The sequence below is a fragment of the Nocardioides sp. NBC_00850 genome, from assembly GCF_045207335.1.
Classification (GTDB): Bacteria; Actinomycetota; Actinomycetes; order Propionibacteriales; family Nocardioidaceae; genus Nocardioides.
In genome coordinates this window covers 2,315,249-2,331,800 of the sequence record NZ_CP108845.1, presented here as the reverse complement: position 1 = coordinate 2,331,800, position 16,552 = coordinate 2,315,249, and the positions used below count along the sequence as shown (strand labels likewise).

At 69.5% G+C, this 16,552-nt stretch carries 18 protein-coding genes; 2 read left to right on the top strand and 16 right to left on the bottom strand.

The genetic code is table 11. The features are described from left to right. Window positions 1–78 precede the first annotated feature (78 nt). From OH802_RS11475 to prmC, 8 genes are all read right to left on the bottom strand, one after another. Window positions 79–891, bottom strand: coding sequence for a F0F1 ATP synthase subunit delta (locus OH802_RS11475; protein ID WP_406027961.1), 813 nt, complete (start codon window positions 889–891; stop codon window positions 79–81). After that, complete coding sequence (locus OH802_RS11470) at window positions 891–1,427, bottom strand: F0F1 ATP synthase subunit B (protein WP_141803116.1); 537 nt, start codon at window positions 1,425–1,427, stop codon at window positions 891–893. The genes OH802_RS11475 and OH802_RS11470 overlap by 1 nt, the downstream gene beginning before the upstream one ends. A 26-nt stretch (window positions 1,428–1,453) precedes the next feature. Continuing rightward, window positions 1,454–1,660, bottom strand: a complete 207-nt coding sequence (locus tag OH802_RS11465; protein ID WP_091047785.1) for an ATP synthase F0 subunit C — start codon at window positions 1,658–1,660, stop codon at window positions 1,454–1,456. Between the two features lie 85 nt (window positions 1,661–1,745). Continuing rightward, window positions 1,746–2,552: a F0F1 ATP synthase subunit A gene (gene atpB, locus OH802_RS11460; RefSeq protein WP_406027958.1), complete on the bottom strand. Its 807-nt coding sequence runs from the start codon at window positions 2,550–2,552 to the stop codon at window positions 1,746–1,748. Window positions 2,553–2,665: 113 nt separating this feature from the next. Continuing rightward, window positions 2,666–3,082, bottom strand: a complete 417-nt coding sequence (locus OH802_RS11455) for a hypothetical protein (RefSeq protein WP_406027956.1) — start codon at window positions 3,080–3,082, stop codon at window positions 2,666–2,668. Window positions 3,083–3,196: 114 nt separating this feature from the next. Continuing rightward, window positions 3,197–4,372: a glycosyltransferase family 4 protein gene (locus OH802_RS11450; RefSeq protein WP_400465313.1), complete on the bottom strand. Its 1,176-nt coding sequence runs from the start codon at window positions 4,370–4,372 to the stop codon at window positions 3,197–3,199. Next, on the bottom strand, window positions 4,372–5,103 hold the full coding sequence (locus OH802_RS11445) for an L-threonylcarbamoyladenylate synthase (protein WP_406027953.1): 732 nt from the start codon (window positions 5,101–5,103) through the stop codon (window positions 4,372–4,374). The genes OH802_RS11450 and OH802_RS11445 overlap by 1 nt, the downstream gene beginning before the upstream one ends. Then, window positions 5,100–5,957, bottom strand: coding sequence for a peptide chain release factor N(5)-glutamine methyltransferase (gene prmC / locus OH802_RS11440; RefSeq protein ID WP_406027951.1), 858 nt, complete (start codon window positions 5,955–5,957; stop codon window positions 5,100–5,102). The genes OH802_RS11445 and prmC overlap by 4 nt, the downstream gene beginning before the upstream one ends. A gap of 175 nt (window positions 5,958–6,132) precedes the next feature. On the opposite strand from prmC, the gene OH802_RS11435 reads away from it, so the two are divergent. Next, window positions 6,133–7,089, top strand: coding sequence for a hypothetical protein (locus OH802_RS11435; RefSeq protein ID WP_406027949.1), 957 nt, complete (start codon window positions 6,133–6,135; stop codon window positions 7,087–7,089). 70 nt (window positions 7,090–7,159) lie between these two features. Here the strand turns inward: OH802_RS11435 and prfA are convergent, their stop codons facing one another. The 8 genes from prfA to OH802_RS11395 all read right to left on the bottom strand — a co-directional run bounded on the left by prfA (window position 7,160) and on the right by OH802_RS11395 (window position 15,841). Beyond that, the gene (gene prfA / locus OH802_RS11430) at window positions 7,160–8,239 is read right to left on the bottom strand and encodes a peptide chain release factor 1 (RefSeq protein WP_406027947.1); all 1,080 of its coding nucleotides are present in this window, start codon (window positions 8,237–8,239) and stop codon (window positions 7,160–7,162) included. A 97-nt stretch (window positions 8,240–8,336) separates the two neighbouring features. Then, on the bottom strand, window positions 8,337–8,549 hold the full coding sequence (gene rpmE / locus OH802_RS11425; RefSeq protein WP_350832694.1) for a 50S ribosomal protein L31: 213 nt from the start codon (window positions 8,547–8,549) through the stop codon (window positions 8,337–8,339). Between the two features lie 212 nt (window positions 8,550–8,761). Continuing rightward, on the bottom strand, window positions 8,762–10,570 hold the full coding sequence (rho, locus tag OH802_RS11420) for a transcription termination factor Rho (protein WP_406027944.1): 1,809 nt from the start codon (window positions 10,568–10,570) through the stop codon (window positions 8,762–8,764). A 213-nt stretch (window positions 10,571–10,783) separates the two neighbouring features. Further along, on the bottom strand, window positions 10,784–11,713 hold the full coding sequence (gene thrB / locus OH802_RS11415) for a homoserine kinase (protein WP_406027942.1): 930 nt from the start codon (window positions 11,711–11,713) through the stop codon (window positions 10,784–10,786). A 5-nt stretch (window positions 11,714–11,718) separates the two neighbouring features. Next, the gene (gene thrC / locus OH802_RS11410; protein WP_406027940.1) at window positions 11,719–12,792 is read right to left on the bottom strand and encodes a threonine synthase; all 1,074 of its coding nucleotides are present in this window, start codon (window positions 12,790–12,792) and stop codon (window positions 11,719–11,721) included. Continuing rightward, a complete protein-coding gene (locus tag OH802_RS11405) occupies window positions 12,792–14,105 on the bottom strand; it encodes a homoserine dehydrogenase (RefSeq protein ID WP_406027938.1) in 1,314 nt (437 codons plus the stop codon). Before OH802_RS11405 ends, thrC begins: the two co-directional genes overlap by 1 nt. 76 nt (window positions 14,106–14,181) lie before the next feature. After that, on the bottom strand, window positions 14,182–15,126 hold the full coding sequence (locus OH802_RS11400) for an alcohol dehydrogenase catalytic domain-containing protein (RefSeq protein WP_406027936.1): 945 nt from the start codon (window positions 15,124–15,126) through the stop codon (window positions 14,182–14,184). Window positions 15,127–15,178: 52 nt separating this feature from the next. Then, entirely contained in the window at window positions 15,179–15,841 is a 663-nt protein-coding gene (locus tag OH802_RS11395) for a hypothetical protein (protein ID WP_406027934.1), read from the bottom strand. Between the two features lie 81 nt (window positions 15,842–15,922). Between OH802_RS11395 and OH802_RS11390 the strand changes: the two genes are divergently transcribed. Further along, window positions 15,923–16,495 (top strand): hypothetical protein, encoded by a 573-nt coding sequence (locus OH802_RS11390; RefSeq protein WP_406027932.1) that lies wholly within the window; start codon window positions 15,923–15,925, stop codon window positions 16,493–16,495. The last annotated feature ends 57 nt before the right edge of the window (window positions 16,496–16,552 follow it).

The window sequence follows — 16,552 nt, the reverse complement described above, 5'->3', positions numbered from 1 at the left end:
TGCCTTCTCTCTCAGTTCTTACAAGTCAGTCTGTGTCACACAGGGGTCGTACGGCCAGTTGACGGCCGCGGTGCCGGATCAGCCGGCCAGGGCTCGCTGCGCCCCTTCGAGGCGACTCGAGACGGTGCCGTCGATGACGTCGTCACCGATCGATACCTTGATGCCACCGACAACAGCCGGATCGACGACCACGTTGAGGTGGACCTCACGGCCGTACTTCCTCGCCAGTGCTGTCGCCAGACGGGTGGTCTCGGCCTCCGAGAGCGGGGCCGCTACGCGGATGACCGCGGTGCCCTCGTCTGCGACGGATGCCGCGACCTTCTGGTATTCACCGAGAGCGGCCGATGCGGTGCGGTAGGTGCCCGCCAGCGCCTGCTTCGTCAGGGTCACGGTCGCCGGAAGCGCCTTGCCCCCGAGCAGCGTGTCGACCAGTCTGGCCTTGTCCTCGGTCGTGCGAGCCGGGTCGGAGAGCGCGTCGCGCAGCTCCGGCGTCTCCTGCACGGCCTGCTGGACCGCGAACAGCTCGTCGGCGAGGCGCTTGGCCTCGCCGCCGGCGCTGCGGACCGCGGCGATCTCGCTCAGTCGCTCGACCGCATCGCTCAGGTCACCGGCGTGCGTCCAGCGGTGCTTGACCGCCGACTCGAACACGCCGAGGCCCGTCGCGTCGACCTTCCCGCCGAACAGCTCACCGACGAGGCCGGTCTTGGCCTCCTGCGGCACCGAGGCGTCGGTGACGAAGCGTCGCAGAGCTGCCTCGGCACGGAGGGTCTGGGAGACCTCGAAGAGGGTGTCGGCCGCCTTCGCCGCCGCCTCAGGAGAGGCGGAGACAGCGGTCTTCAGCTCCTCGGTCAGGGCGGCAACGGCGTCGGCCGACGCTCCACGGAAGTCCATCAGTGAACCCCTGCCTCGAGGTCAGCGAGGAACCGCTCGACCACACGGCTGGAACGCTCGTCGTCGTCCAGCGACTCGCCGACGATGCGACCGGCGAGACCGGTGGCCAGCGAGCCGACCTCGGTCTTCAGCGACGTAGCAGCCGCCTGGCGCTCGGCCTCGATCTGCGCCTTGCCGGCGGTGATGATGCGCTCCGCCTCGGCCTGCGCCTCGAGGCGCATCTCGGCCTTGATCGCGGCGCCCTCCTCGCGAGCCTGCTCGCGGATGCGGGCAGCCTCGTGGCGAGCGTCGGCCAGCTGGGCCTCCAGCTGAGCGAGCTTGGCATCCGCCTCGGCCTGCTTGGCGTTGGCGTTCTCGATGCCGCCTTCGATCGCCGCGGTTCGATCGGCGTACGCCTTCTCGAAGTTCGGAACGATGAACTTCGCAACTCCCACGAAGAGGATGGCGATGACGATGAAACCGAGGATGATCTCCGGGACGTGCGGGACCAACGGGTTGATCTCGGTCTCCGCAGCGGTTACCTGGGTAAGGATCATGTCGGAACCTTCAGTAGTTCCCTACGTCAGCGAAGGACGAAGGCGAGAGCCAGGGAGATGATGAAGAACTGCTCACACAGAGCGAAGCCGAGGATGGCGATGGCCTGCAGACGGCTCTGGGCCTCCGGCTGACGGGCGACACCGGCGACGTAAGCGGCGAAGATCAGACCGACACCGACACCCGGGCCGATGGCGGAGAGGCCGAGGCCGATGATTCCGAGCTGTCCCTCCATGGGGATATTCCTTTCGGTTGCGACGCGATATGCGTCGATTGTTGTGCGTCGTAGTGGTTGAGCTGTTGGTCCGAGCCTGAACGGATCAGTGCTCGTCCGCGACTGCACCGGCGATGTACATCGCCGAGAGCAGGGTGAAGACGTAGGCCTGCAGGAACATGATCAGCATGTCCAGGAAGGACACGAAGATGCCGAGCAGGAAGGCGAAGATGCCGGCGGTGATGCCCTGCCACGTCGGAACGTAGTGCAGGATCAGCCAGGCACCACCGATGGAGAAGAGCGCCACCAGCAGGTGGCCGGCGAACATGGTCGCGAAGAGACGAATCGCCAGCGTGAACGGGCGCACGACGATGTTGGAGAGGAACTCCAGCGGGACCATCATGATCAGGATCGGGCCGCTCACGCCGCTGGGCACCGTCTGGAGCTTGAGGTAGCCGACGAAACCGTGCTTCGCGATGCCGACGGTGTTGTAGATCAGCCAGGTGATGATCGCCAGGGCCGCCGTGTAGCCGATGTGCGACATCGTGGGGAACTGGACGAACGGGATGATCCCGTAGAAGTTGTTGATGATGATGAAGACGAAGACCGTGAAGAGGTACGGCACGAACCTCATGTAGTCCTTCGACCCGATGATGTCGCGGGCGATGGAGTTGCGGACCATCCCGTAGACGTACTCACCGGCGAACTGCAGACGGCTCGGAACCACGGCGGCCTTGCGGGAGGCGGCGTAGAAGAAGCCGAAACCGATCACGACGGACAGCAGGACCAGGAGGCTCACCTTGGTCAGGGCCCAGTCGCCGGACCCGACGATCGGCGGAAGGAAGAAGTCCGCGGGCCCCGGGATATGAGGCCCCGACTCCGACGCCATAACGGTGGCGGCAAGCGACTTCACGCTGTCTCCTGTTTGTTCGAACTTACGATTCTGGGTGGCGAGCCTCTAAGGCTCGGGCATCATCCCGGCGGCCGCCCCCGACGGCCCGGACGATATCAGGCGCTACTGGCGGGTCACGAGTCTGCCCCGGGCAGGTCGAAGAGCGGGATTCGCTCGCGTCGCACCAGGAACGCGAACGTGGTCGTCCATGCGACTGTGAGCGCCATGACCGAGAAGGCTGCCGGACGTACGACAGCGTCTCCCCCGGTCTGCGAAACGACCAGCAGGACAACGAAGAGAACCATGCCTGACAGCGTGAAGACACCGACAGCGGCGGGCAACGACAACGCGGGCGACTTCGCCGCGATCCAGAACATCGCCCAAGAGCCGACTGCCAGCACGACAACGGTGGCGATCGATCCGATCGCAGCACCAGTCAGACCATCAGTCCCGGCAAGAACAAAGGCCACCGCGAGGGCCGCGAGCACAGCAACTGCGGACACTGCGGCAGAACCTCGCAGCACCTTGGATTTGCTGGTTGCGGTCGTCATCGTCGGCGGCCGTTCTCTCTGGGGGCATTTCACGTGTTCAGGAGCGTGTCCCGAACGCTCGTGAAAACTATCACAAGCGTCTTTGGGTGCCCTAATTGATCGATCAAGGCACCGCTACCGGGGCTGGTTCTCCAGCGGGGTGAGGTCCTCGGGGACCTCGAGGAGCTTGTCGGTGCGCTCGCCGCGGATCTTCGGGAGGACGAAGGTGAGGAGCACGATGAGGGCGGTGGCGATGATGACGCCGACGATGACGACCGGGCCGCGGTAGAGGGTCACGAAGACCGATCCGAAGGACATCAGGCCGGCCCAGAGCCACATGATCAGCACGGCACGGCGCTGCGAGTGACCGATCTCCAGGAGGCGGTGGTGGAGGTGCTTCTTGTCCGCGGCGAAGGGTGACCGGCCGGCGCGCGTGCGGCGTACGACGGCCAGCACGAGGTCGACGAGTGGGACCACCAGGATCGTCAGGGGCAGCAGCAGCGGCAGGAAGGTGACCAGGAGAGCGGTGGAGGCGTCGAAGGCGTTCACGTTCAGGCCGCCGGCGTTGTAGGAGCCCGAGAGGGTGACCGCGCTGGCGGCGAGGATCAGGCCGATCAGCATCGAGCCGCTGTCACCCATGAACAGCCGGGCGGGATGCCAGTTGTGGATGAGGAAGCCGACGCAGGCCCCGGCGAGGGCGACGGTCAGGAGAGCCGCAGTCGACGCGCGGCCGATGTCGTTGATCCGGGTGAACTGGTAGCAGAACAGGAACAGCGCCAGCGCGCCGATACCGACGACACCCGCGGCCAAACCGTCGAGTCCGTCGATGAAGTTGACGGCGTTGACCACGGTGATCACGACGAGCCCGGTGAGCAGAGCGCCCTGGGCGGGGTCGATCGAGAACTGGGTGCCGTCGGGGAAGGTGATCAGGCTGTACTGCAGGTTGAAGCCCACCAGAATCGCGGTCGCCAGCACCTGACCGCCCAGCTTGGTGAGGGCGTCGAGCTCGAAGATGTCGTCGACGACGCCGACGATGCAGATCAGCGCGCCGGCGAGGATCACCACGCCGGTGTCCTGGAGCACGAAGTCCGGCGCATCGGCCAGGAACGGCAGCTCACGGGCGACCAGGTAGGCGGCCACGAGGCCACCCAGCATCGCCACGCCACCCATGTAGGGGATCGGAACGGCGTGCACGTCGCGGTCGCGGACCTTCGCGACGGCCCCCGTGCGCATCGCGAACTCGCGGGCGACGACGGTGAGCAGGTAGGTCACCACGGCGGCGACCAGGAAGAGGAGGACGTAGGCGCGCATCAGGCTTCTGTGTCGGCGTCCGTGGCGGGCAGGTCGGTCTCGGGCATGTTGGCGGGGTCCGGATCGCCCGGCCGACGGATGGCGACGCCGTGATCGGCGAGGATCTCGTTGATCCGATCGATGCTGATCGCGCCCTCCCGCAGAACCTTCGGTTCGTCACCGGTGGCGGAGATGATCGTGGAGGCCTCGCCGACCGGCGACTCGCCGCCGTCGATGATGGCCTTGACCATCTTGCCGAGCATCTCGTCGGCCTGGTCGGCGTTGGTGGCGGCAGGCTTCGTGGTGCGGTTGGCCGAGCTGGTCGCGAGCGGACCGACCCGGTCGATGATCCGGCGCAGGATGTCGGAGTCGGGGATGCGTACGGCCACGGTCTGGCGGGCCTCGCCCAGGTCCCACTGCAGCGACGGCTGCTGGTGGAAAACGACCGTCAGCGCACCGGGCCACAGCTCCTCGACGAGGCTGCGCGCCCAGTCGGGGATCCGCGTCGCGAGGGCGTCGAGGGTGGCGACGTTGGAGATCAGCACCGGCGGCGGCATCGAGCGGCCTCGGCCCTTGGCGGCGAGCAGACCGGCCACGGCGCCCTTGTCGAACGCGTCGGCGGCGATGCCGTAGACCGTGTCGGTCGGGACGATCACGAGCTCGCCGGCCTGAAGGGCCGCCGCAGCAGCATCGATCGCGTCGGTCTGCTCGTCCTCGGTCGCGATCGGGTAGCGCTCAGTCACAGTGCTCATGTTGCCAGTTGTGCGGTCGTGAAGCGCGGACGGCCTGCCAGATCGAGGTGATCGCGTACGTCCTGCCATCTTCCGGTGGCGGCGAAGACCGCCGGGGCGCCACCGTTCTGGCCGTCCGGGCCCTGCTCGTCGGCGTGCTCGAAGCCGACCACTCCCCCGGGCCTGAGCAGCTCGGCGGCCCGACGTTCCAGGACTCGGATCGCGTCCAGCCCGTCCTGCCCGGAGAAGAGCGCGAGGTCGGGGTCGTGGTCGCGCGCCTCGGCCGCGACCGACTCCCAGGCTTCGAGCGGGATGTACGGCGGGTTGCAGACGAGCACGTCGACGCTGCCGTCCAGGTCGGTGAACTCCTCGGCCATGTCGCCCTGCCGCAGGTCCACGCCGGTGCCGGTCAGGTTGCGTACGGCCCAGGGGTAGGCGTCCTCGGAGAGCTCGACCGCGTGCACCTCGGCGCCCGGGACCTCGTCGGCGATGCTCTTCGCGATCGCTCCCGACCCCGTGCAGAGATCGACGACGACGGGCTGGTCGATGGTCGCGGCCCGGTCGATCGCCCAGCCGGCGAGCAGCTCGGTCTCGGGCCGGGGCACGAAGACGCCGGGACCGACGGCGAGCTCGACGTGCCGGAAGTACGCGACCCCGGTCAGGTGCTGCAACGGCTCGCGTTCCGCGCGGCGGGCGAGCAGGTCCGCGTAGGCCTTCTCCTGGGGCTCCGCCACGTCGTCGACGAGGAAGAGGCGGTTCCGGTCGGTGTCGAGGACATGGGCCAACAAGATGGCCGCATCGGCGTCCGGGCTCTCGACTCCGGCCTCTGCGAGCTGCTTTCGGGCACTTGCCAGAAGTGTGCGCGGGGCGGTCATGGGCAACTGCTCCTGAATGTGTTAGTCATGCTTTACCCGGCTGAGGGTAACGTTCGGGCGCCTCAACGGTTCTTCCGGTCATATCGGGGGACGCGGGACTGGCCGCACACCTCGTCGGGCGCTGTGCTGCCCCACCATCACACCCGAGATCTCCCCCGGAAGGAAACATCACCCCATGAAGTGGCTCTTGCTGCTTGCACTCATCCTCGTCCTCGTCCTCCTGATCTGGTTCTTCTTCGGACGCCCGATCCGCAAGGACGCCAAGGCCGCACACCGTGCCGACAAGGACCACCCGGCGACCGAGGGCGCCAGCGCCCCTGTCGCCGCTGCCACCGTCCCCGCCGAGGCGTCCGCGGCCGAGCCGGCTGCTGAGGCTCCCGCTGCCGACGCTCCCGCGGCCGAGGAGCCCGCCGCCGAAGAGCCCGCCGAGGCTGCTGTCGAGGCCGAGGTCGCCGAGACCGCCACGGACGACGTGACCGACGCGGACACCGCTGCTGTCGTCGCGGAGGCCGAGAGCGTCACCGCGGCTGCTGCAGCCGACGCCGAGACCACTGAGGCCGAGCCTGCCGCGGCCGAGGCCGTCACTCCCGAGCCCGCTCCCGTCGAGGCCGAGCCGGAGGCAGCTCCGGCCGCCGAGGCGCCCGCCGCGACCAACGGTGCTCCCTACGCCGGCGCGGTGCTGCCGGCTGCTGACGGAAGCAGCTCGGACGCTGCGTACAGCATCAAGGGCAGCAGCGGGAAGAAGTACCACACGACCGCGAGCCCCTACTACGGCCGAACCAAGGCAGCCGTCTACTTCAACTCCGAGGAGTCGGCCGAGGCGGCCGGGTTCGTGCGGGCGAGCAGCGACTTCTACGACCGCAGCAAGAAGGCCGACACAGCCGAGACCGAGCAGCCGCTGCCGCCGGCGAGCAGCTACGGCGCCGGTAGCGCCGACCCGCTCGAGGACGGCTCCAGCCCGCACCCGGCGTACGTCGTGAAGGGCAACATCCGCAAGGACGGCGCGAAGCGCTACCACACCTCCGCCAGCACGGCCTTCAAGCGGACCCAGGCCGAGGTCTGGTTCGACAGCGAGGCCTCGGCCGAGGCCGCCGGCTTCGTCGTGGGCTTCAAGAAGAAGGCCAACGCCTGATCTGCACGTCAAAACAAGCTCGAAGGTCGCAGTCACCCGGTGACTGCGACCTTCGAGCTTGTGAAGGGCCTTAGGAGTCGAGGGAGGCCAGGCGGGCCGCCAAGTCGGCGTCGACCGCGCTTCCGATCACTGGTTCCAGGTCGCCGTCTAGGACCTGGTCGAGGTTGTAGGACTTGTAGCCGGTGCGGTGGTCGGAGATGCGGTTCTCCGGGAAGTTGTAGGTGCGGATGCGCTCGGAGCGGTCGACGGTGCGCACCTGGGAGCGGCGGGCGTCGGAGGCTTCCGCGTCGGCGGCGTCCTGGGCCGCCTGGAGCAGGCGCGAGCGGAGCACGCGCATGGCCTGATCCTTGTTCTGCAGCTGCGACTTCTCGTTCTGCATCGAGACGACGATGCCGGTGGGGATGTGGGTGATCCGGACTGCCGAGTCGGTGGTGTTGACCGACTGGCCGCCGGGGCCCGAGGAGCGGTAGACGTCGATGCGGAGGTCGTTGTCGTTGATCTCGACATCGATCGGCTCGGCCTCGGGAACCACCAGGACACCGGCGGCAGAGGTGTGCACGCGCCCCTGCGACTCGGTGACCGGCACCCGCTGGACGCGGTGTACGCCGCCCTCGAACTTGAGCAGCGCGTAGGGCGCCCGGCCGGGCTCGGAGGTCCCCTTCGCCTTCACTGCGACGGTGACCGACTTGTAGCCGCCGAGGTCGGACTCGTTGGCGTCGAGGAACTCGAGCTTCCAGCCCTGACGCTCGGCGTAGCGGGTGTACATCCGCAGCAGGTCGCCGGCGAACAGCGCCGACTCCTCGCCGCCCTCCCCCGACTTCACCTCGAGGATGGCGTCCTTGTCGTCGGTCGGGTCGCGGGGCACGAGCAGGCGACGCAGCCGCTCCTCGGCCTCCTCGCGCTGGGGCACGAGCGCCTCCGCCTCCTCGGCGAACGAGGGGTCCTCCCCCGCCAGCTCGCGGGCGGCCTCGAGGTCGTCACCGAGCTGCTGCCAGGAGTGGTAGGCGTCGATGATCGAGCTCAGCTCGGCGTACCGCTGGTTGAGCTTCTTCGCCAGGCGCGCGTCGGCGTGGGTCTCGGGCTCGGCGAGCCGCTTCTCGAGGCCCTCGTGCTCCTCGATCAGCCCTTCGACCGCTTCAAACTGTGACATCTCCGCCTCGCCTCTCGCCTGGGAGGAATACCCGATGAGTCCGATGAAATGCGACGCGCCGGCCCCCACGAACACGTGGGGGCCGGCGCGTTGAGAGCTACTTGTTGCGCTTGCCGAAGCGAGCCTCGAAGCGAGCCACGCGACCGCCGGTGTCGAGGATCTTCTGCTTGCCCGTGTAGAACGGGTGGCAGTTGGAGCACACGTCGGCACGGATGGCGCCCTCGGCCACCGTGCTGCGGGTGGTGAAGGAGTTGCCGCAGGTGCAGGTGACCTGGGTCTCGACGTAAGTCGGGTGGATGTCGGTCTTCATGAGGTTCCTCTCAAGACATTGGGTTCCGGGTCGCCACCGCAGGTTGCGGGACGTGAACCGGCACCGAGGATTCAGTGTATGTGAACGCCTGGGGCCGCCAATAATTCCCGGCGGCCCCAGGACGCACACAGCACTCCGCGCTTCGCGCGGTCACTCCCTCGCTCGGCGCGAGCGGACGAGCAAGCTCGCCGCTCGACCTCGCTACGGTCGTCTCAGCTCTTGGCGACCTCGTTGAGCAACACCATGTTGGTGGCAGAGCCGGCGACCTTCTCGACCAGGACCGAGGCGGCCTTGGCACTGTCGAGCGTGGCCAACGAGGCGCGCAGCTTGCGCACCGCGTCGCCCTCGCCGCCGGTGAAGAGCAGATCGTCGCGGCGGGTGCCGGAGGCGTTCACGTCGACGGCGGGGAAGATCCCGGCCTCGGCGTACTCCTCGCTCAGGCGCAGCTCGGAGTTGGCGGTGTCCTTGAACGCATCGAAGATGATCTCGTCGGTCTTGGAACCGGTCTCGACCGCGGCCGTGGCCAGGATGGTCAGCGAGCCGCCGTCCTCGACGTTGCGGGCCGCACCGAAGAACCGCTTGGTCGGGTAGAGCGCCGCGGAGTCGACGCCGCCACCGAGGATCCGGCCCGACGCCGGGACGGAGAGGTTGTACGCCTTGCCCAGGCGGGTCAGCCCATCGAGCAGGACGACCACGTCGTGGCCGAGCTCGACCAGGCGCTTGGCCCGCTCGATGGCCAGCTCGGCGACCACGGTGTGGTCGGCGGGCTGACGGTCGAAGGTGGAGGCGATGACCTCGCCCTTGACGCTGCGCTCGAAGTCGGTGACCTCCTCCGGGCGCTCGTCGACGAGCACCACCATCAGGTGGCACTCGGGGTTGTTGGCGGTGATCGCTCCAGCGATCGCCTGCAGGACGGTCGTCTTGCCCGCCTTCGACGGCGAGGCGATCAGGCCGCGCTGGCCCTTGCCGATCGGCGAGATCAGGTCGATGACCCGCCCGGTGACCGGGTCGGAGCCGCCCTCGAGGCGGAGCCGCTGGTCGGGGTGGACCGGGGCGAGCTTGTCGAACTCGACGCGGTGCCTGGCGACCTCGGGGTCGGCACCGTTGACCGAGTCGATGCGCACCATCGGGTTGTACTTCTCCTTACGCTCGCCCTCGCGGGGCTGGCGCACCTGGCCGACGATCGCGTCGCCACGGCGCAGGCCGAGGCGCTTGACCAGCGACAGGGAGAGGTAGACGTCGTCGGGTCCGGGCAGGTAGCCGGAGGTGCGGACGAAGGCGTAGTTGTCGAGTACGTCCAGGATGCCCGCCGCGGGCACGAGCACGTCGTCCTCGAGGACGGTCGTGTCCGGCTCGCCGCGGCCCGGGCGGTTGCGGTCGCGGTCGCGGCCACGGCGGCGGCGGTTGCGGCGGCTGCCGCCCTCGCCGTCGTCATCGCCCGCGTCGTCGGCCGAGTCGGCCGGCCGCTCCTTCTGGGCGTCCTCGTTCTTCTTCTCGGCGGCAGGCTGACCGGCCTTGGCCGGACCCTTGCTCTGGCCACCACCGGCGGGCTGACCGGACTGGCCACCCTGACCGCCCTGGCCCTGGCCGCCGCTCTTGTTCTGGTTCTGGTTGCGCTGGCGACGCGGGCGCTGGGTGCCCTCGTTGCCGGCGTCAGCAGCCTCGGCGGACTTCTCCGCGGGCTTCTCGGCCTTCTCGGCCGGCTTCTCTGCGGTCTTCTCCGCAGGCTTCTCAGCGGCAGGCTTCTCAGCGGCAGGCTTCTCGGCGGCAGGCTTCTCGGCGGCAGGCTTCTCGGCAGCAGGCTTCTCGGCGGCGGGCTTCTCGGCCCTCTCCGCCGGCGCCGACTGCGCCCGGCTGCTCTGCGCAGCCTTGATCGCGTCGATCAGCTGGGCCTTCTTCATCGAGTTCGCCCCGGTGATACCCATACCGTTCGCCATCGCCTTGAGGTCGGCGAGGAGCATTCCGCCAAGGCCACCGCGCTTCTTCGGGGCTGCGTTCGGCTCCGGCGCAGTGGATTCCATGGTTTCAGTCACGTGAGTCCTTTCCCACGTATCGCCGATCGGCGTACGACGCCGACGGCTCGTTTGTCAGAACCCCTGACGCACCGATGCGCGCCAAACGAAGTGGCACGGCACGAAAGGGGGATAGCACGTCCGCAGGCCTGAACGGCCCAACGAATGTATCCCCAGGCTAACACGCATGGCACCCCTCACAGCAGGGGCCCGGAACGCGGGTCAGAGGATACGTACGCCGTCCATGTCGACGCTCAGCGCATGGCAGGCCCAGCCCTCGGGACAGCGGGCGGTGAGCTTGCTCGTCTCGGCGGACTCGACCCCGCTGCTGAACGCCAGGACCGTGGGCCCGGCGCCGGAGACGATCGCCGCGACGCCGTCGGCGCGCAGCTCGTCGACCAGGGCGAGCGACTCCGGCATGGCGGGTCGGCGGTACTCCTGGTGCAGGAAGTCGCGGGTGGCGCGGTGCAGGTGTTCGGGCGCATCGCTCAGAGCCGCGACCAGGAGAGCCGTACGTCCCGCATCGGCCGCCGCGTCGGAGTGCGGGACGGTGTCGGGCAGCAGCCCGCGGGCGGCCTTGGTCTCGACACCGGTCGCGGGGACGAACACGACGACGCTGACCCTCGGGTCGACGGCGGTGCGGACGGCGAAACTGTGCCGTCCTGCGCCTGTCGGCGGGGCGTCATCGTCACCCGCGATCGTGAAGCCGCCGTGGAAGGCGGGGGCCACGTTGTCGGGGTGGCCCTCGATCTCGGCGGCCTTCTGGAAGAGGGTGTCGTCGTCGAGGATCAACTCTCCCCCGGCAACCAGGGCACGAGCGAGCACGAGGCCGCCGATGATCGCGGCCGAGGACGAGCCCAGGCCACGCGCGTGCGGGATCCGGTTGCGGCAGTGCAGCCGCAGACCGGCCGGCTGCTTGCCGATGATCTCGAAGGCGGCCCGCATGGAGCGTACGACGAGGTGGGACTCGTCGAGCGGGACCGTGCCCTCACCCGCACCCTCGACGGTGACCTCCAAGGTCCCGCCCGGCACCACTTCGCCGGTGAGCTCGTCACGCAGGTCGAGCGCCAGCCCGAGCGAGTCGTAGCCGGGACCGAGGTTGGCGGAGGTGGCCGGGACGGTGACGGTGACGGGGCCTTCTACGAACGTCATGGGTGCTACGCGAGTCCTGCTGCTGCCGCCGCGGCCTCGAGGTCGGCGTCGATGATGATCTCGGGAAGCTCACCGAAGAACTCCAGCGCGGTGGCGGTGTCCTTGAGCCCGTGGCCGGTGACGGTGATGACCGTGGTGGCTCCGGCGTAGGTCTCCCCCGCCTCGAGGTCGGCGAGGAGCCCGGCGACACCGGCCGCCGAGGCGGGCTCGACGAAGACGCCGTCGTTGCGGGCGAGCAGCGACTGGGCGGAGAGGATCTGCTCGTCGGAGAGGGCTCGGAAGCGGCCGCCGGACTTGGCGGCCGCGGCCTCGGCGAGCTGCCACGAGGCCGGGTTGCCGATGCGGATCGCGGTCGCCTTCGTCTCCGGGTGCTCGACGGGGTGGCCGAGCACGAGCGGCGCCGCACCCTCGGCCTGGAAGGCCCGCATGACCGGGGTCTTGGTGGCGTGGCCGGCCGCCGCGTACTGCTCGTAGCCGAGCCAGTAGGCGGAGAGGTTGCCGGCGTTGCCGATGGGCATGAGGTGGTAGTCAGGGGCGTCGCCCAGGCGGTCGACGACCTCGAACGACGCCGTCTTCTGGCCCTCGAGGCGGACCGGGTTGACCGAGTTGACCAGCGCGACCGGGTAGCTGTCGGCGAGGGCGCGGGAGAGCTTGAGGCAGTCGTCGAAGTTGCCGCGTACCTTGACCACCTCGGCGCCGTGGACCAGCGCCTGGGCCATCTTGGCGGCACTGATCTTGCCGTTGGGGACCAGCACGACCGGGGTGATCCCGGCCTTGGCTGCGTAGGCGGCCATCGAGGCCGACGTGTTGCCGGTCGAGGCGCAGACGACGGCCTTGGCGCCCTCGTGGACGGCGACGGAGATGGCCGCGGTCATGCCACGGTCCTTGAACGAGCCGGTCGGGTTCTGGCCCTCGACCTTCAGCCACACCTCGCCCTTGGCGGCGGCGGAGAGCCACTCGGAGTGGACCAGCGGGGTGCCGCCCTCACCGAGCGTGACCGCCGGGGTGTCCTGGGGGATGTCGAGGAGGGTTCGATACTCCTCGATCACGCCTCGCCACTGCTTTGTCGGGCCGGTCATCAAACTGCTCCTTCTACGCGCATCACCGAGGCGACGTCGCGGACGAACTCCATCTCGCGCAGGTGCTGCACGGTCGCCGCGAGCGCGGCATCGGGGGCCTCGTGGGAGACGACGACGAGCTGGGCGTCCTCTCCCCTGCCTTCTTGGCGTACGGCCTTGATCGAGACGCCGTGCTCGGAGAAGGCGGTCGCGACGGCGGCGAGCACGCCGGCCTTGTCGGCCACGTCGAGGCTGACGTGGTAGCGGGTGACGGTCTCGCCCATCGGGCGCACCGCGCGGTCGGCGTAGGCGGACTCGCCGAAGGCACGGGCGCCGAGGACCTTGTTGCGGGCGATCGTGACCAGGTCGCCCAGGACGGCGCTCGCGGTGGGATCTCCGCCCGCGCCCTGGCCGTAGAACATCAGGTCGCCGGCCGAGGCGGACTCGACGAAGACGGCGTTGTAGGCGCCGCGTACGGTCGCCAGCGCGTGGGTGCGCGGGATCATCACCGGGTGGACCCGCACCGAGACGTCGTCGTCCTCGAGCTCGGCGATGGCGAGCAGCTTGACGACGCTGCCCATGGCCTTGGCCGAGGCGACGTCGCCGGCGGTCACCTCGGTGATGCCCTCGCGGTAGACGTCACTGGCGGTCACCCGGGTGTGAAAGGCGAGGCTCGCCAGGATGGCGGCCTTGGCGGCGGCGTCGAAGCCCTCGACGTCGGCGGTCGGGTCGGCCTCGGCGTAGCCCAGCTCCTGGGCCTCGGCGAGGGCCTCCTCGAAGCCGGCACCGTAGGTGTCCATCTTGTCGAGGATGTAGTTGGTGGTGCCGTTGACGATGCCCATCACCTTGGTGACGTGGTCGCCGACGAGCGAGTCGCGCAGGGGGCGCAGGATCGGGATCGCACCGGCGACCGCGGCCTCGTAGTAGAGGTCGGTGCCGGCCTTCTCGGCGGCCTCGTAGAGCGTCGGACCGTCCTCGGCGAGCAGCGCCTTGTTGGCGGTGACGACGCTGGCGCCGCTCTCCAGCGCCTTGAGGATGAGCCCGCGGGCCGGCTCGATGCCGCCGATCACCTCGACCACGAGGTCGACGTCGTCGCGGGCGACCAGGCCCTGGGCGTCCGTGGTGAGCAGCTCCGCGGGCACGTCGACGTCGCGCGGGGCGTCGAGGCGGCGTACGGCCACGCCCCTGATCTCCAGCGGCGCGCCCACTCTGGCGGCGAGATCCGCATCGCCCTCGAGCAGGAGCCGGACCACCTGGGACCCCACCACACCGCAGCCGAGGACGGCGACGCCCAAGGGATCGACGGCGTGCGCGGTCGTCTTGTTGCTGCTCACGCGCCCAAGGGTATCCGGGACAGGCTCCAGGGTCCGACTTCCGCTCTAGGCGCGGACACCTCCGCCAGGTTTCGGCTCAGGTCAGCAGCACGACCTTGCCGGTGGTCTCCCGGGCCTCGAGCGCACGATGGGCGGCTGCCGCCTCGGCGAGCGGGAAGGCGGAGCCGACGTACGGCGTGCGGGAGCCGTCCGCGGCGGCCTCGAGCGAGGCCTGCTCGAACTCCTTGATCCGGCCCTGGACCCAGGGTCCGAGGATGTCGATGATCTTCGCGGCGCCCTCGTAGCCGTCCTGGTCGCCGGAGAACCGGACCATCCTCCCCTCCGGCTCGAGGTGGGCGTAGACCTGCCTGGGTACGTCACCCCCGAGCCCGTCGAGAAGGACCGTGATCCGGGGCTCCTCGGCGCGAAGGCGCTCCAGCCAGCCGTCCGTGCGGTAGTCGATCGCCGTCTGCGCGCCGAAGCCGCGGGCGATCTCGAGCTTGGCGTCGGAGCCCGCGAGCCCGACCGCGCGGGCGCCCGCGTTGCGGATGCCCTGGAGCAGGATCGCGCCCATGCCACCGGCGGCCGAGGTGACCACGACGATGTCGTCGGGAGTGATCTGGGCGGCCTCGAGCACCGCGGCCGAGGTGCGGCCGGTGCCGATCGCAGCCACGGCCTCGGCCGACTCCAGCCCGTCGGGACGTCGGTAGAGCTGCGTCTCGTCGGCGACCGCGAGCTCGGCGTAGCCGCCGCTGCTTCCCGGACCGAGATGCGCGACGACCGTCGCGCCCCGCCAGGTCTCGTCGACGCCCTCACCGAGCTCGTCGACCACGCCCGCCACCTCGCGGCCGGGAGTCATCGGGAGCTCCGGTCGCGGCATCGTCGGCGGCAGGTCGCCCGCTCTGATCGAGGTGTCGAGACGGTGGATGCCCGCGGCCTCCACCCTGATGCGTACCTGGCCCGGGCCTGGTGTCGGGTCGGGCACCTCCTCGAGTCGCAGGACCTCCGGGCCGCCGAACTCGTGCTGTCTGATCGCTCGCATGACTCGAGTCAACATGCTCAAGTTGACTTGAGGTCAAGGGCTTTCCAGACCGTCAGGCGAGCTCCGGGATCGGCCGCAGAACCGCGGCGACATCCCGCGCCAGACGTACGCGACGGAGCAGCTCCTCCGCGTCCGGCTCCACGTCGGTGGTGACCGTGATGGCGTCGTCGCGGGCCACCACCCACAGCCGCTCGTCGACGACATGGCTGGCGAACCGGGACAGCGAGCGCGCATGCTCCTCGTCGGCGGCGATGACGGCACCGTCGGGGGTGGTCACATTGGTCTTGGCGCGGAACTCCGGCGGGAAGAAGATCGGCGTGGGCACCCGGCCGGTGCCGGTGTTGCCCGAGCCCGGTGAGAGGCCGATCATCGCGGCCGTCTTCGGCAGGTGGGCGGGGACCCGCACCACCACCCAGCGCGCCGGACGCCAGGGGCCCTTCCCGGGGGACGCCTTGCCGTGCCAGTACTCGACCAGGATCCCGTCGCAGGTGCCGTCGACGACGAGGTCGCAGCGCTCGGCGCGTACGTCCGGCCCCAGCACCTCCCACCGCACCGGCCGCTGCGCGGCGGCCTTGCCGGTCACCACGTGCCAGCCGAACGTCTGCGCCGCTCGGGACACGCTGTCCCGCCGCTCCTTCGTCAGCCGGGCGACAGACGCTCGCGGCGCCTGGGACGGCGTCGCGAGCGGTCTCTCTGAGTAGACCCCCCTCGGCATGCGCCCCATCGTAGGCTCACGGACCCCGGGATTTCGGGAAGGCGAAACCGAATTTCGTACGCCACGCGGTTTGATGGGTGCGTGCTGTTCCCCAACGCCGACCTCGAACGTATCCGCACCGGCGAGGTCGACCTCGCCTTCCGCCGCTGGAAACGTCCGATGCATGTCGCCGGCGGCCGCCAGCGCACCCGGATGGGCGTGGTCGAGTTCGTCTCCGTCTCGCCCGTGTCCCGCGACACGCTGACCGACGAGGACGCTCGCCGGGCGGGCACGACGCTGGGAGACCTGCTCGCCTTCCTGTCCCGCAAGGAAGGCGAGGTCTACCGGATCGAGATGCGCTACGCCGGCGAGGACGAGCGGGTCGCGCTGCGCACCAAGCGCCCGGGAAAGACCGAGACCGCCGCGCTGGTCGCCAAGCTGGCCGACATGGACCGGCGCAGCCGCCGTGGCCCGTGGACGCGGGAACACCTGGAGCTCATCGAGGCTCGGCCCGGCGAGCTGGCCGAGACCATCGCGGCCTCGATCGGACGGGAGAAGAAGCCGTTCAAGGCCGACATCCGGCGGCTCAAGGAGCTCGGCCTCACCGAGTCCCTCCCCGTCGGCTACCGCCTCTCACCGCGTGGGCGGGCGGTCCTCCGGGCGCTGCGGTCGTGACCCTCCATCAAGGTATGCAGAGAAAAGACCACATCCCCAGCGGAGCTCCGCTGGGGA

Bases quoted from the DNA above. Each gene is read 5' to 3' on its own strand.
- OH802_RS11475 (WP_406027961.1), bottom strand. From the start codon at position 891: ATGGACTTCCGTGGAGCGTCGGCCGACGCCGTTGCCGCCCTGACCGAG.
- OH802_RS11470 (WP_141803116.1), bottom strand. From the start codon at position 1,427: ATGATCCTTACCCAGGTAACCGCTGCGGAGACCGAGATCAACCCGTTG.
- OH802_RS11465 (WP_091047785.1), bottom strand. From the start codon at position 1,660: ATGGAGGGACAGCTCGGAATCATCGGCCTCGGCCTCTCCGCCATCGGC.
- OH802_RS11455 (WP_406027956.1), bottom strand. From the start codon at position 3,082: ATGACGACCGCAACCAGCAAATCCAAGGTGCTGCGAGGTTCTGCCGCA.
- OH802_RS11450 (WP_400465313.1), bottom strand. From the start codon at position 4,372: ATGCGCGCCTACGTCCTCCTCTTCCTGGTCGCCGCCGTGGTGACCTAC.
- OH802_RS11445 (WP_406027953.1), bottom strand. From the start codon at position 5,103: ATGAGCACTGTGACTGAGCGCTACCCGATCGCGACCGAGGACGAGCAG.
- prmC (WP_406027951.1), bottom strand. From the start codon at position 5,957: ATGACCGCCCCGCGCACACTTCTGGCAAGTGCCCGAAAGCAGCTCGCA.
- OH802_RS11435 (WP_406027949.1), top strand. From the start codon at position 6,133: ATGAAGTGGCTCTTGCTGCTTGCACTCATCCTCGTCCTCGTCCTCCTG.
- prfA (WP_406027947.1), bottom strand. From the start codon at position 8,239: ATGTCACAGTTTGAAGCGGTCGAAGGGCTGATCGAGGAGCACGAGGGC.
- rpmE (WP_350832694.1), bottom strand. From the start codon at position 8,549: ATGAAGACCGACATCCACCCGACTTACGTCGAGACCCAGGTCACCTGC.
- rho (WP_406027944.1), bottom strand. From the start codon at position 10,570: ATGGAATCCACTGCGCCGGAGCCGAACGCAGCCCCGAAGAAGCGCGGT.
- thrB (WP_406027942.1), bottom strand. From the start codon at position 11,713: ATGACGTTCGTAGAAGGCCCCGTCACCGTCACCGTCCCGGCCACCTCC.
- thrC (WP_406027940.1), bottom strand. From the start codon at position 12,792: ATGACCGGCCCGACAAAGCAGTGGCGAGGCGTGATCGAGGAGTATCGA.
- OH802_RS11400 (WP_406027936.1), bottom strand. From the start codon at position 15,126: ATGCGAGCGATCAGACAGCACGAGTTCGGCGGCCCGGAGGTCCTGCGA.
- OH802_RS11395 (WP_406027934.1), bottom strand. From the start codon at position 15,841: ATGCCGAGGGGGGTCTACTCAGAGAGACCGCTCGCGACGCCGTCCCAG.